The sequence below is a fragment of the Streptomyces violaceorubidus genome, assembly GCF_000717995.1.
GTDB classification, from domain to species: Bacteria; Actinomycetota; Actinomycetes; order Streptomycetales; family Streptomycetaceae; genus Streptomyces; species Streptomyces violaceorubidus.
This window is the reverse complement of record NZ_JODM01000003.1, coordinates 1-14176: the sequence shown is the minus strand read 5'-3', so window position 1 is coordinate 14176 and position 14176 is coordinate 1. Positions and strand designations below refer to the sequence as shown.

Here is a 14176-nt window from a genome sequence, read left to right as displayed (position 1 = left end):
CCCCTGAAGCGGGGGATGTATGTGGGACGGGCGGCTCAAAACTAGGGGGTAAAGCGGGGCAAAACGTTCTCCCGGGCAACGAAAAAGCCCTCCGCAAGTGATCTTGCGGAGGGCTCGAAATGGCCCCTGACCTGCATAAACGTGCGCCCCCGGCAGGACTCGAACCTGCGGCCAAGCGCTTAGAAGGCGCCTGCTCTATCCACTGAGCTACGGGGGCCTGGTGTGGTGGCCTCGGTTGTGGTGCCCGGGTGTGGGCCGGTCCGTGACCTTGCCGGGACAAGGATAGGGCTCCCGGCTCCATGTCCCGGATGCTTCCCCTCCGTGGCTCGATGTGGAGGTTCGGTGAAGCGATCCCGATAATCGCAGGCAGGTGCGAATCGTGCATCGCTTTTGGCGTCCGGCGCATCGGGTGTTGTCCACTCGTTATGCCTGGACCGTCCTCGCGCCCCAGTAGTCCCTTCCGTCCGGAGTGTCCAGGCGGGGCGCAGACATGCTCATCATGCTCATATGCTTCAGAATTCCCTCAAAATTGGGCATTCTTCACATGTGGTGACCTTGGACGTACGGCCTCAGCTGCTCGACGCACTCTCCGCCCTGCGCGACCGTGTCGCGGCCGCACGCTTCCCGCTGCCTCTCGCGGGGGCCCCACGCGCGCGTGCCAACCGCGACGAACTGCTTGCGCAGCTCGACGACTACCTGGTGCCCCGCCTGAAAGAGCCGGAAGCCCCCTTGCTGGCCGTGGTGGGCGGGTCCACCGGCGCCGGGAAGTCGACCCTGGTGAACTCCCTGGTGGGACGCCGGGTCAGCGAGGCGGGTGTGCTGCGGCCCACGACCCGCACGCCGGTGCTGGTGTGCCACCCGGAGGACCACCACTGGTTCAGCGGCATGCGGGTGCTGCCTGACCTCACGCGCGTGTGGGTGCCCCACCGCGACCCGGACGACGACCTGCTGCTGCCCGGGGAGAACCCCGCGCGCGTGCTGCGGGTCGAGACCGCCGACAGCCTGCCGCCCGGCATCGCCCTCCTGGACGCGCCCGACATCGACTCCCTCGTCGCCGACAACCGCGTCCTGGCGGCCGAGCTGATCTGCGCCGCCGACATCTGGGTGATGGTCACCACGGCCGCGCGGTACGCCGACGCGGTGCCCTGGCACCTGCTGCGCACCGCCAAGGAGTACGACGCCACCCTGGTCACCGTGCTCGACCGGGTGCCCCACCAGGTGGTGTCCGAGGTGTCGCGGCAGTACGGGGCGCTGCTCACGAAGGCGGGGCTCGGCGACGTCCCGCGCTTCACGGTCCCCGAACTGCCCGAGTCGGCCTGGGGCGGTGGCCTGCTGCCGGCCAGCGCCGTGGCGCCGCTGCGCTCCTGGCTCGTCCACCGGGCGCAGGAACTCGACGCCCGGCACCACGCCATGGCCCGTACGGCGCACGGCATCCTCGACTCGCTCAAGTCCCGGATGCCCGAGCTGGCGGGCGCCACCGCCGCCCAGTACGCCGCCGCGCTGCGGCTCACCGCCGCCGTCGACAGCGCCTACGACGGGGAGCACGCGCGCGTACGGGGGCGGTTGCAGGCGGGCGCCGTGCTCGCCGGGGACGCGCTGAAGCGCTGGCGGGCCTTCCCTCTCGACTGCTCGCCGGAAGAGCTCCTCGACTCGCTGGTGGAGAGCCTGAGCGCGCTGCTGCTGTGTGCCGTCACGGCCGCCGAGGAGCGCGTCGACGAGGCCTGGCGGCACGAAGCGGCGGCGGCAGCCCCGGAACTCGCGGACCGCGCCCCCGAGCCGGAGAGCGCCGAGCACCGCATCGGAATGGCCGTACGGCGCTGGCGGCGCGAACTGGAGGAGTACGCCGAGGACGAGGTGCGCGAGCTGGACCGGAACCTGGCACCCGACCCGGGGGTGGTGGCCGGCCTCGTCGCCACGGTGCTGCTGGGCGGGCGGCGTGCGCGCGCCGCCGGGGAGCGGCTCGCCGAGCGGATCGGCGCCCACGGGGCGCTGCGGCTGCGCGACCGGGGCGGGCGGCTGCTCGAGGAACACGTCGACCGGGTCATGCACCTCGAGCGGGAGCGCAGGCTGGCGCCGCTCGACGGGCTCGAAGTGCACCCCGAGCCGCAGGCAGAGCTCATCGCCGCGCTGTCCGTACTGCAGAAGGAGAGGTGACCGGTGACCGCCGTCACTGACCAGGACCCCACCGAGCACACCGAGCCCGCCGAGCGCACCGAGCCCGTCGAGCGCACCGGCGCCGCGACGAAGGAGGCGGAGCGCGCGGACCGGGAGGACCGGGCGGAGCACCGCGCGGAGCGGGCAGCCGACCGTGAGCGCGCCCCGCGCGAGGACGCGGCGGGGGAGGTGGGCGAGGCCGAGGACACGGGGCGCGGGAGGCGTCCGCGGGAACGCGGGAGCGAGCGCTCGGGCGGCTCCCCCGCGCGCGCGGGGGACGACACCACCGGGGCACGCCCCCGCGCGGACCGTACCGAGGGCTCGACCGGTCGTACGGGTGGGCCCGGCGGTGGCGGCGGTACGGGTGGTGGCGGCGGTACGGGCGGTACGGGAGCCACGGGTGGTTCCGGGGACGGGGAGGCCGCCTGGGGCGACGGGCTGATCGCACGGCGGGTGGACGAGAACGGCGGGGCCGAGCAGTTCGCCGTCCGCCCGAGCAGGCCCCCCGCCTCCTCGGCCGCCCTGATGCCGCTCGCCTACGACGGGAACCTCAGGTCGCGCCTGGACGCGCTGCGCGAGTTGGTGGGCCTGTCCCGGACCCGGCTCGACAGCGGGACCCTGGCCGAGGCGGGCCGGGTCCTGGACGAGGCCGCCGCGCGGCGCAGGCTCTCCGGACAGCACACCGTCGTCGCCCTCGCCGGCGCGACCGGCAGCGGCAAGTCGCAGCTGTTCAACACCCTCGCCGGGGTGACGATCTCCGAGACCGGCGTCCGCCGGCCGACCACCGCCGCGCCCATCGCGTGCAGTTGGAGCGACGGCGCCGCCAGCCTCCTCGACCGGCTCGGCATCCCCGGCCGGCTGCGCCGCCGTCCGCTCCAGCACCCGGACTCCGAGTCGCCGCTGCGCGGGCTGGTCCTGATCGACCTGCCCGACCACGACTCGGCGGCCGTGCAGCACCGCGAGCAGGTGGACCGCATCCTGGCGCTGGTCGACGCCGTCATCTGGGTCGTCGACCCGGAGAAGTACGCCGACGCCCTGATCCACGAGCGCTACCTGCGGCCGATGGCGGGCCACGCCGAGGTCACCTTCGTCGTCCTCAACCAGATCGACCGGCTGCCCGGGGAGGCCGCCGAGCAGGTCCTCGACGACCTGCGGCGCCTGCTCGACGAGGACGGCATCGCGCTGGGCGAGTACGGCGAACCGGGCGCGACCGTGCTCGCCCTGTCCGCGCTCACCGGAGAGGGCGTCGGCGAACTGCGCGAGACGCTCGGCCAGTTCGTCGCCGAGCGGCAGGCCCCGGCCCGGCGCATCGCGGCCGACGTGGACGCCGCCGCCCGGCACCTGCGTCCCGTGTACGTCACGGGGCGGCGCACCGGGCTCAGCGAGGAGGCGCGGGAGGAGTTCGCGGACCGGCTGGCCGACGCGGTGGGCGCCACCGCTGCGGGCGAGGCGGCCGAACGCGCCTGGCTGCGCAACGCCAACCGCGCGTGCGGCACTCCCTGGCTGCGCCTGTGGCGCTGGTACCACGACCGGCGCGATCCCGTCACGGGGCGGCTGTCCACCCGCGCCCAGGCGGACGAGGAGGCCACGGCCCGTCAGCGCGTCGAACAGGCGGTGCGTACGGTCTCGGAGCGGGCGTCGGCCGGGCTGCCGGCGCCGTGGGCGCTGGCGATGCGCGAGGCGGCCGTCCGCGGTGCCCAGGGGCTCCCCGAGGCCCTCGACGAGCTGGCGGGGCGCGCGGGGCTGCCCCCGGGGCGTCCGCCGCGGCCCGGCTGGTGGCCGGTGGCCGTCCTCGCCCAGGCGACCATGACGCTGCTCCAGGTGGTGGGCGGCCTGTGGCTGCTGGGCCAGATCATCGGCGTCGTGCCGCCGAACCTGGGGGTGCCCGTGCTGCTGATGCTGGCCGGCATCGTCGGCGGCCCCCTCATCGAGTGGAGTTGCCGCCTGGCGGCCCGCGGACCCGCCAGACGCTACGGCCACGAGGCGGAACGCCTGCTGCGGGAGGCGGCCGCGGGGTGCGGCCGGGCCAGGGTGCTGGATCCGCTGGCGGCGGAACTGCTGCGGTACCGCGAGGTGCGGGAACAGTACGCGCGGGTCACGGGGGTGGGGACGGGGGTCGGGGCCGTGACGAGGTAGCCGCCCCCGTCCACGGCTGCCACCCGTGCGGGTGACGGAGTTCTCCACAGGCCACGGCCGGTCCACAGCCCCCGGCGGACCGGGCCGACGGCGGGCAATCTGGCCTCCACGGCGATCGCGAGGGACGCGGTCGCCCCGGCCGCCGTACGGGAGGGGCCCGTGCGGGAGGGAGGACTCGCGATGAACGAGACGATGATCTGCGCGGTGGGGAACGTGGCCACCCAGCCGGTCTTCCGGGACCTGGCGAACGGCGCCTCGCTGCGCTTCCGGCTCGCGGTCACCGCGCGCTACTGGGACCGCGAGAAGAGCGCGTGGACGGACGGACACACCAACTTCTTCACGGTGTGGGCCAACCGGCAGCTCGCCACCAACGCCTCGGGGTCGCTGACGGTCGGCGACCCCGTCGTGGTGCAGGGCAGGCTGAAGGTGCGCACCGATGTGCGCGACGGGCAGAGCCGGACCTCGGCCGACATCGACGCGGTGGCGATCGGCCACGACCTCGCCCGCGGCACTGCGGCGTTCCGGCGCACCGGCAGGACCGAGGCATCGACCTCGCCGCCCCAGCCGGAACCCAACTGGGAGGTGGCGCCCGGGGGACCGACGGGGGAGCCGGCGGGGCGGCCGGCCGGTCCGGTGCCCGAACAGCGACCGGAGCCCGTCCCGGTGGGCTGACATCGCGGGCGGCCCGTGCCGGTGTCAGCCCGCCCGAACCGTCCCGAGTACGGCGGCTCGTCCACGCACGGGTCCGAGTGAGCCCGGGTGGATTTGTCGATAAGTCCTGCTCAAGGGCGGTCTCGGCGATAACGATTCCGATTCGGATCACCGCGGGGACGACGATCACCGGCAAGCCCGCTCCGTCACGTCCTTAGGATGCCGAACAAGCCATGTATGGCTGCTGATTCTGCTGGTGGGACCGTACCCCCCACGCCAACGGGTCCTGCTCGAAGGGGAATTCGTGTTTTCTTCGCTCGCTGCGCCGTCTCTGCCCGGTCGAAGGGCGACGCGTCTCGCCGCCGGGGCGCTGGCGTCCGCGCTCGCGGTCGCCGGTGTGGTGACCGGCGCGGCACCGGCCGCGGCCCAGGACGGCGCACCGGACGGCGCGCGAGGACAGGGCGGGGCGACGGCGACCATAGGCGGCCTGAAGACGCACGGCACCGCGGTCATCCACACGGAGGACGGCGACCAGCAGGTGCCGGCCGGACTGTTCGAGATGTCCGTCGAGGGCGGCGGCATGCTGCAGACGTACTGCGTCGACATCCAGAACCCGACGCAGAAGGACGCGAAGTACCAGGAGACCCCCTGGAGCGGGACGTCGCTGGGCACCAACAAGGACGCCGGCCGCGTCCGCTGGATCCTGGGGAACTCCTACCCGCAGGTCAACGACCTGGCCGCGCTCGCGAAGAAGGCGGGCGTCGGGGGCGGGCTCACCGAAGAGGACGCCGCGGCCGGCACCCAGGTCGCCATCTGGCGGTACTCGGACGACACGGACGTCGAGGCCGTCGACCCGCAGGCCGAGCGGCTCGCCGACTACCTGGAGAAGAACGCCCGCGACCTGGCCGAGCCCGCGGCGTCCCTCGCCCTCGACCCGCCGGCCGTCTCGGGCCGCCCCGGTGAGCGGCTCGGCCCGGTGACGGTCCACACCAACGCGGGCGGCGCGACGGTGACGCCCCCGGTGGACGCCACCGGCGAGGACGCCGTACGGATCGTCGACAAGAAGGGCGAGCCCGTCACCGAGGTCACCGACGGCACCCAGCTCTTCTTCGACGTGCCCGAGGACGCCGAGGCCGGCACCGCCCAGCTGTCCGTCCAGGCGTCGACGACCGTGCCGGTCGGCCGCGCCTTCGCCTCCGAGAGCCGCAGCCAGACGCAGATCCTGGCCGGTTCCAGCGAGTCGACGGTCGCGGCGACGGCGACCGCCACCTGGGCCGCCGAGGGCGCGATACCCGCCCTGTCCGCCGAGAAGAACTGCGCCGAGGGCACCCTCGACATCACCGCGCTCAACAAGGGCGACGAGCCCTTCACCTTCCAACTGCTGGACGCCGAGTACACCATCGCGCCGGGCGAGACCCGCATGGTGCCGGTCCCGCTGCCGGAGGACCGCGCCTACGACTTCACGATCCGCGGCCCGGCCGGTTTCGAGCAGCGCTTCAGCGGCGTCCTGGACTGCCGCACCCAGAGCGCCACCCTGTCCGACACCACCCACACCCTCGGCGAAGCGGCCCCCATGCCCACCCCGGTCGTCGCCCCCTCCTCCAGCCCCAACCTCGCCGAGACCGGCAGCTCCGACGCGACCCCCCTGATCGGCGGCGCGGCCATCGGCCTCGTGGTCATCGGCGGCGCGGTCCTCCTCTTCGTCCGCCGAAGGAACGAACAGTGACGGCGAGCGCGGTGAAGTCGCCGTCGGTGAGACCCTCGGCCGGATCGACACGGTGGAGCAGGTACGGGCCGGGGTGAGCGGCCGCCACCCACTGGCGGTCCACGGCGCTGATCTCGTCGTCGACCCAGAGGAAGGGGCGGCCGTCGGCCCACTCGACCAGGGGACGGGTCTTCCAGTGCAGTCCGCGCGGGCCTTCCCGCCCGCCGGTGTCCGGCAGGTCCAGCACGGGCAGCCCCGGGAGGCCGATGCGCGGGGCGACGGCCTCGTTCGCCTCTTCCCCTCCCTACGTCGTCGCCCGGACGAGATCACAGCCCACGTCGAGGAACAGGAGGGGACGCTCCGTCGCGCTGGTCACGACGGCACGCTAACGCGGCGCACGAAATCCCAGGTCACAGAGGTCGCGCCACACGGGTTTCCGCCCTGGGGTGGCGGTGCGGCAAGATGGGGTGTATCTGCCCACTGCCTGATCAAGCTGCCGGACGGTTTCTCTTGGCTGAGTACATTTACACCATGCGCAAGGCGCGCAAGGCGCACGGCGACAAGGTGATCCTTGATGACGTCACGCTGAGCTTCCTGCCCGGCGCGAAGATCGGTGTGGTCGGACCGAACGGTGCCGGTAAGTCGACCGTTCTGAAGATCATGGCGGGACTCGAGCAGCCCTCGAACGGGGACGCCTTCCTGTCTCCCGGCTTCACCGTCGGCATCCTGCTCCAGGAGCCCCCGCTCAACGAGGACAAGACCGTCCTGGAGAACGTCCAGGAGGGTGTCGCCGAGGTCAAGGGCAAGCTCGACCGGTTCAACGAGATCGCCGAGCAGATGGCGACCGACTACTCCGACGCGCTCCTGGAGGAGATGGGCAAGCTCCAGGAGGAGCTGGACCACGCCAACGCCTGGGACCTGGACGCCCAGCTGGAGCAGGCCATGGACGCGCTGGGCTGCCCGCCCGGTGACTGGCCCGTGTCCAATCTGTCCGGTGGTGAGAAGCGGCGTGTGGCGCTGTGCAAGCTGCTCCTGGAAGCCCCCGACCTGCTGCTGCTCGACGAGCCCACCAACCACCTCGACGCCGAGTCGGTGAACTGGCTGGAGCAGCACCTCGCCAAGTACGAGGGCACCGTCGTGGCCGTCACCCACGACCGGTACTTCCTGGACAACGTCGCCGGGTGGATCTGCGAGGTCGACCGCGGCCGCCTGCACGGCTACGAGGGCAACTACTCCAAGTACCTGGAGACCAAGGCCACCCGCCTCAAGGTCGAGGGGCAGAAGGACGCCAAGCGGCAGAAGCGGCTCAAGGACGAGTTGGAGTGGGTGCGCTCCAACGCCAAGGGGCGGCAGGCCAAGTCCAAGGCCCGTCTCGCGCGGTACGAGGAGATGGCCGCCGAGGCCGACAAGATGCGGAAGCTGGACTTCGAGGAGATCCAGATCCCGCCGGGCCCGCGGCTGGGCAACGTCGTGGTCGAGGTGAACAACCTCAGCAAGGCCTTCGGCGACAAGGTGCTGATCGACGACCTGTCCTTCACGCTGCCCCGCAACGGGATCGTCGGGATCATCGGGCCCAACGGCGCGGGCAAGACCACGCTGTTCAAGATGATCCAGGGGCTCGAGGAGCCGGACTCCGGCGACATCAGGGTCGGCGAGACCGTCAAGATCTCCTACGTCGACCAGAGCCGCGAGAACATCGACCCGAAGAAGACGCTGTGGGCCGTCGTCTCCGACGAGCTGGACTACATCAACGTCGGCCAGGTCGAGATGCCCTCCCGCGCCTACGTGTCCGCCTTCGGGTTCAAGGGGCCGGACCAGCAGAAGGCGGCCGGGGTCCTCTCCGGCGGTGAGCGCAACCGGCTGAACCTCGCGCTCACCCTCAAGCAGGGCGGCAATCTGCTCCTGCTCGACGAGCCGACCAACGACCTCGACGTCGAGACCCTCGGCAGCCTCGAGAACGCGCTGCTCGAGTTCCCCGGGTGCGCCGTGGTCGTCTCCCACGACCGGTGGTTCCTGGACCGGGTCGCCACCCACATCCTCGCCTACGAGGGCGAGTCCAAGTGGTTCTGGTTCGAGGGCAACTTCGAGTCCTACGAGAAGAACAAGGTCGAGCGGCTCGGGCCGGACGCCGCCCGTCCGCACCGCGCCACCCACAAGAAGCTGACCCGGGGCTGATCTTGCGGCACATCTACCGCTGCCCACTGCGCTGGGCGGACATGGACGCCTACGGCCACGTCAACAACGTGGTCTTCCTCCGCTACCTGGAGGAGGCCCGTATCGACTTCCTGTTCCGCCCGGAGAAGGACTTCAAGCAGGGGTCCGTGGTGGCCCGCCATGAGATCGACTACAAGCGGCAGCTCGTCCACCGGCACCACCCGGTCGACATCGAGCTGTGGGTCACGCAGATCAGGGCCGCCTCCTTCACCCTCACCTACGAGGTGAAGGACGGGGACGAGATCTACGTCCGCGCCTCCACGGTGATCGTGCCGTTCGACTTCGAGGCGCAGCGGCCCCGGCGGCTCACCGCCGAGGAACGGGAGTTCCTCCAGGAGTACACGGACGCCGAGGAGGAGGCCGTCGCCGCATGACGGTGCTCCACCTGGCCGACGACGGGGAGGCCGCGGATCTCGCGGCCTTCCTCTCCCGTCTGCTCCACTACGACCGTTCGGCCGCGGTGCGCCTCCAGGCGGCCGGCACGGCCCTGGCCGTCTTCGGGCGGCCACCCTCCTTCGAGGTGCTGGCCGTGCGCGCGGTACGGCTGGCCAAACCGTACGAGAACGGGCTCGACGCCACCCTCGACGCGACCGTCTCCGCCGGTGAACTGCTGGAGACCGTGGACGAGCACGCGGCGACCTCCGGCGTGCCGGAGGCCGTGACCGGGCCGCCCTGGGCAGGGGTGCTGCCCCCGCGCGGTGGCTGGCGGACCGAGGCGGGACTGCCCGCCCCGGACGCCCTGCGCGCACTGGTCGCCGCCGCGGTGGCCGAGTTTCGCGCGCGGACGGGGGAGTTGGCCCCCGAGGAGCGGACACGGGCCGAGCTGGACCGGGTGGGGCGCGAGATCTGGTCCCGCACCGTCGGGGACACGGGGTTGCCGGTGCGGGCCGTGCACGCGGCCCAGTCGCTCGGGTTCCTGCGGCCCCGCGGAACACCGGCCTCGGCCCCCGGCTCCGGCTCGGGTTCCGGCTCCGGCTCCGGTTCCGGTTCGGGCGAGGACGCTCCGAAACTTCTGTCCTCCGGAGCGTGGCTGCGGCTGCGCACGCCCTTCGGGTCCGTCGCGCTGCGGCGGGCGGGGACCGGGGCCCTGGGCCTCAGCGTGCGCTGAGGTCGTCCGGGCGGTCCGGGCCCTCGCTCAACGAGTGGGCTCGCTGTCGTCCGGACGTACGGCGATGTGGTCCGACTCCAGTTCCAGGGCGACGCGGTCGCGCATGCCGAGGGCCGCGGTGTAGTCGGCGGGCAGCTGGAGCCGCCCGGCGCGGTCGAGCATGGCGTACTCGCGGGCCACCACCGTCTCGTGGCCGGTCTCGGCGTCCACCTCGCTGCGGCGCAGCACCTCCGTGGAGGTGCGGCCGTCGCGGATGGCGACGGTGCGGCGGACCTCACCGGCCACCGCCTGGTCGTGGGTGACGATGACGATCGTGGTGCCCAGGTGCTCGTTGGCCGTGCGGAACGCGCCGAAGATCTGTTCCGCGGTGTGGGAGTCCAGCTCGCCCGTCGGCTCGTCCGCGAGCAGCACGGACGGGTTGCCCGCGAGGGCCACGGCGATGGCGACCCGCTGCTGCTGCCCGCCCGACATCTGCCGCGGGCGCCGGTCGCGGCAGTCCGCGACGCCCATCAGGTCCAGGAGCTCCAGCGCGCGCTCGGTGCGCGCCGCCCGGCGTCCGCCGCTGCCGGCCAGCTGCATGGGCAGCGCCACGTTCTGCGCGGCCGTCAGGTACGGCATGAGGTTGCGGGAGGTCTGCTGCCACACGAAGCCGACCACTGTGCGGCGGTAGGCCAGGCGGTCCTTCGCCGTCATCGTGAGCAGGTCGCGCCCCGCGACCCGGGCCGCCCCGGCGGTCGGCGTGTCCAGACCGGCCAGGATGTTCATCAGCGTGGACTTGCCGCTGCCCGAGGCACCGACCAGCGCCATCAGCTCCCCCTCCCGGACCAGCAGGTCGAGCCCCTGCAACGCCTGCACCTCCACCCCGTCCGCGCTGAAGATCCGCACCAGGCGGTCGCAGGTGATCAGGGCGTCGTGGCCGTACGCGGGCCGGTCCCGGGACGCCGTGGCGCGGTCGGCCAGGTCGGCGAGGGTCGGGTCGGTCGTCATGGCGTCTCCTCCGTGTCTTGGTCCGCCGTCCCCGTCCCCGTCCCCGTCCCTCCAGGACTCCGGTCGGCCATGTCTCCCGTCGGCCGTGTCTCCGGTGTCACCGGTCGGCCGTGCATCCGGTGGGGCCTCACCGCGCGTCGCCCGCCCGCAGCTCCGCCACCGCCGTGCGCCGGCCCGACCACCACGCCTGGAGCGCCGCCACCCCCACCGCCAGGACCAGCACCGCCACCGCGGGGACGGCCAGCGACCACGGGTCGGCGCTCAGCTCCGCGCGCCCCGCCGGGGACGTCGTCGCCGACACCGCGATGGTCGTCAGATCGATGCCGGGGGAGAGCAGCCGGACCGCCGCCCAGCCGGTCAGGACGCCGCCCAGGGCCGCGGGCAGGGCCTGCGGCAGGGACTCCAGGACGAGCAGGCGGCGGCCCTGGGCGCGGGTGAGGCCCATGGTGCGCAGCCGGGCGAGCAGGGCGGCGCGTTCGGGCGCGGTGCTCGCGAGGGACAGCAGCAGGGCCAGGGCGGCGTAGCCGGCGCCCGCGGCCACCGCGGCCGTGTAGATGTGCTCGGCGCCCGACTGCAGCGGGGAGTCGACGTACGTGCCCCGCTTCTCGGACCGCAGCTGGACGGCGCCGGCGTCGTCCGCCGCCCGGTGCAGCGCGCCCGCGTCCAGGTCGCCGCCGGTCAGCAGCAGTACGTTCGGCCGGACCGCCCCGGGCGCCAGTCCGGCGCGGTCCACGACGAGAAATTCGTCGCCGTACACGGCCGGGGTGCGGTCGCGGACCAGCACGATCCGCAGCGTGGCGACGCTGCCGTCGGCCAGGCGCAGCTGGAAGGCGTCGTTGCCGAACCGTTCGGCGACCGTGGGCGAGGCCAGCGCCGGCAGCACGGCGTCCTCGGAGCCGCCCTCGGCGCCGCCCGGCCGTCTCAGCTCGCCCGCGGGGAACGCGCCGAGATCCGTCCGCCCGGCCAGTGCCGCGTACTCGACCGGGTCCACCGCGGCGAGCGGCAGCGACTGGCGGCCGTCGTTCGTTCTGGCCCGGTAGTCGAGGCCGACCTCGGTGACCTCCCGCACCCCGGGCGCCTTCCCGAGACGGCCCGGCAGCCCGGCGGGCAGGGCGGTCTCCGCCTCCACCCGGCCGTCGGCGCCGACGGAGACCAGCGCCGCCCGGTCGCGGGCGTCGGCGACACCGCTGAGGACCGAGCCGCCGAACGCCGCCACGGTGAACGCGGTCAGCAGCGCGAGCAGGGGCAGCACCGCGGAGGCGGAGCTCCGGCCGGCCCGGGCCAGCGCGAGCGGCCCGACGGCGCCCCGCAGCCGCCGGGCGGGGCGGGCCAGCCCGCGCAGCGGCAGCGGATACAGGCGCACCAGGACCAGCGCGGCGATCACCCCGACCAGGACCGGGGCCAGCGCCACCAGGTCACCGGCGCCGTTCGTCGCCCCGCGCCGGCGCAGTGTCTCGACCGCGCCGAGCGCCAGCACCACCACGGTCAGTTCGGCGACGGTACGGCGCCGGGAGGCACGCGCGAAGGCCGCGTCCCGCCGGCCGTCGTGGACCCGTACGGCACGGTGCGCGGCGGCGGCCCGCAGCGGCAGCGCCAGGCAGGCCACGGCGGTGACCGCGACGGCGGCCCACAGCGCGGGCAGCGGCCGGGCGCCGGGCAGGGCGAGCAGGGCCACGCCGTATCCGAGGGCGCCCGCGGGCACGGCCACGACCGCCGTCTCGGCCAGCAGCCGGCCCGCCAGGCCCCGTACGGAGGCGCCGCGGGCGCGCAGCAGGGCCAGTTCGGCGCGGCGCCGGTCGGTGGCCAGGCCGCCCGCCATCAGCAGGACGACGGCGGCGACCGTGCCCGCGCCCGAGGCGGCGACGACGATCAGCGGACCGATGTCGCCGCGGAGTTCCCCGTACGTGGTGAAGGCCGCGTCGAGACCGGTCGTGACGTCGGTGAGCGGGCTGATCCGCGCGTGCAGCTCCTCCAGGCCGGGACCGGACTCCAGGGAGGCCACGGCGGAGGCGAGGGGGCCGAGGTCGCGGCTGTGCAGGGCGTCGGGGTCGGGGGTCAGGTGCCAGTAGCGGACCGTGGGGGCCACGCTCAGCAGCGCGGGTGCCGCCTCGGGGGCGAGCAGCAGGCCGCCGACCCAGTAGGTGGGGTTGGAGGCTCCCATCGGTCCCGGTGTGCGCCGCAGGGACGGAGTGCGCAGCAGGGAGTCGACGGACCAGTAGGGGCTGTCGGGGTCCTCGGGCGCGACGATGCCGGTGACGTGGACGGTGAGGTCCTGGCGGCCGGGCAGGTGGATGACCGAGCCCACCTCGATGTGCAGTGTGCGGGCCGTCTCCTCGGTCACCGCGGCCTGCACCTCGGTGGTCGAGACGGTCGCCTCCTTGCCGGGGACCTCGGGCAGCCGGCCGGAGCGCAGCCGGGTGTGGTCGGCGAGAGCGTTCGGGGCGGCGAGGAGCATCTGGGCGGGGAGGCCGTCGGGGCGGGGCAGCCACGTCTCCGGCGAGGGCAGGGTCTCGGTGGTGCGGACGCCGTAGGAGGACCGCTTCGCGTCGACGACGAGCGGCCGCCCGACCGTGTCGAGGGCGGACTCGTAGAGCTCGGTGAGGTGTCCGGGCCGGACGCTCTCCTCCGTGTGGGCCACCCCTCCGTCGAGGTCGGGCCCGGCGGTGACCAGGATGCTGCTCTCGTCGACCGGGGCGTGCTCGACGGCCTGGCGCAGACCGGCGTCCGTGTACCGGTCCAGCGCCCGGGGGAACGCGGCGGCCAGACACGCGGTCAGCGCCACCAGCACCGCCAGCGCGACGGCGGCGCCGGGCGCGGCCCGCAGCCGGGTACGCACCCAGGGCGCGGTCACGGGGTTCACCGTGGGGTGCCTCCGTCCTTGGGGCGCGCCGGGGTGTGGTGGCGCGGGCGGGGTGGCGGTCGGGGTGGTCCGGTGGTCCTGCGGGGTCGCCGGGGGCGGAGCGGCGGTGGTGGCCGCACGTAGGGGCGGGGGCACGGGGGCCCCGTGGTGCGGCGGGGTGGGGTCGTGCGGGCGAGCGGGTCTCGGGGACGCGGTCGCGGGGCTCACCTGTCGGTTGCCGCCGCCGTCCTTGAGGCTCGCCGGGGTGTCGGTGCGGTGTGGTGGTGGCGCGGGCGGGGTGGCGGTCGGGGTGGTCCGGTGGTCCTGCGGGGTCGCCGGGGGCGGAGCGGCGGTGGTGGCCGCACGTAGGGGCGGGGGCACG

General features: G+C 74.0%; 9 protein-coding genes, 1 tRNA gene and 1 pseudogene. 7 read left to right on the top strand and 4 right to left on the bottom strand.

Features of this window, described 5'->3' with window-relative positions:
* Positions 1 to 144: 144 nt before the first annotated feature.
* Positions 145 to 217: transfer RNA gene (locus IE94_RS0106650), tRNA-Arg, on the bottom strand.
* Between the two features lie 329 nt (positions 218 to 546).
* On the opposite strand from IE94_RS0106650, the gene IE94_RS0106635 reads away from it, so the two are divergent.
* From IE94_RS0106635 to IE94_RS0106620, 4 genes are all read left to right on the top strand, one after another.
* Positions 547 to 2154, top strand: coding sequence for a dynamin family protein (locus IE94_RS0106635; protein WP_030179635.1), 1608 nt, complete (start codon positions 547 to 549; stop codon positions 2152 to 2154).
* A 3-nt stretch (positions 2155 to 2157) separates the two neighbouring features.
* Positions 2158 to 4290 carry a YfjP family GTPase gene (locus IE94_RS0106630; RefSeq protein ID WP_037922020.1) on the top strand — a complete coding sequence of 711 codons (2133 nt, stop codon included), beginning with the start codon at positions 2158 to 2160 and terminating at the stop codon, positions 4288 to 4290.
* Positions 4291 to 4470: 180 nt separating this feature from the next.
* The gene (locus IE94_RS0106625) at positions 4471 to 4962 is read left to right on the top strand and encodes a single-stranded DNA-binding protein (RefSeq protein WP_030179631.1); all 492 of its coding nucleotides are present in this window, start codon (positions 4471 to 4473) and stop codon (positions 4960 to 4962) included.
* Positions 4963 to 5245: 283 nt separating this feature from the next.
* Positions 5246 to 6667, top strand: a complete 1422-nt coding sequence (locus tag IE94_RS0106620) for a Cys-Gln thioester bond-forming surface protein (protein WP_030179629.1) — start codon at positions 5246 to 5248, stop codon at positions 6665 to 6667.
* On the opposite strand, the pseudogene IE94_RS35245 reads toward IE94_RS0106620, so the two are convergent.
* Positions 6618 to 6947, bottom strand: a pseudogene (locus IE94_RS35245) (hypothetical protein); the annotation flags it as partial. The gene IE94_RS0106620 and the pseudogene IE94_RS35245 overlap by 50 nt on opposite strands.
* A 209-nt stretch (positions 6948 to 7156) precedes the next feature.
* On the opposite strand from IE94_RS35245, the gene ettA reads away from it, so the two are divergent.
* The 3 genes from ettA to IE94_RS0106600 are packed head-to-tail and all read left to right on the top strand — an operon-like array spanning position 7157 to position 9968.
* A complete protein-coding gene (ettA, locus tag IE94_RS0106610; RefSeq protein WP_030179627.1) occupies positions 7157 to 8821 on the top strand; it encodes an energy-dependent translational throttle protein EttA in 1665 nt (554 codons plus the stop codon).
* A gap of 2 nt (positions 8822 to 8823) precedes the next feature.
* Positions 8824 to 9234, top strand: a complete 411-nt coding sequence (locus tag IE94_RS0106605; RefSeq protein ID WP_030179625.1) for an acyl-CoA thioesterase — start codon at positions 8824 to 8826, stop codon at positions 9232 to 9234.
* Positions 9231 to 9968, top strand: coding sequence for a DUF8185 domain-containing protein (locus tag IE94_RS0106600; protein ID WP_030179622.1), 738 nt, complete (start codon positions 9231 to 9233; stop codon positions 9966 to 9968). The genes IE94_RS0106605 and IE94_RS0106600 overlap by 4 nt, the downstream gene beginning before the upstream one ends.
* Before the next feature lie 27 nt (positions 9969 to 9995).
* On the opposite strand, the gene IE94_RS0106595 is transcribed toward IE94_RS0106600, so the two are convergent.
* A complete protein-coding gene (locus tag IE94_RS0106595; RefSeq protein ID WP_030179621.1) occupies positions 9996 to 10955 on the bottom strand; it encodes an ABC transporter ATP-binding protein in 960 nt (319 codons plus the stop codon).
* Between the two features lie 127 nt (positions 10956 to 11082).
* Positions 11083 to 13806, bottom strand: coding sequence for an FtsX-like permease family protein (locus IE94_RS0106590; RefSeq protein WP_078606424.1), 2724 nt, complete (start codon positions 13804 to 13806; stop codon positions 11083 to 11085).
* Between the last annotated feature and the right edge of the window lie 370 nt (positions 13807 to 14176).

What these genes read in the sequence shown, in the direction of transcription:
- IE94_RS0106595 (WP_030179621.1), bottom strand. Translation starts at nt 10,955, where the DNA reads ATGACGACCGACCCGACCCTCGCCGACCTGGCCGACCGCGCCACGGCG.
- IE94_RS0106625 (WP_030179631.1), top strand. Translation starts at nt 4,471, where the DNA reads ATGAACGAGACGATGATCTGCGCGGTGGGGAACGTGGCCACCCAGCCG.
- IE94_RS0106600 (WP_030179622.1), top strand. Translation starts at nt 9,231, where the DNA reads ATGACGGTGCTCCACCTGGCCGACGACGGGGAGGCCGCGGATCTCGCG.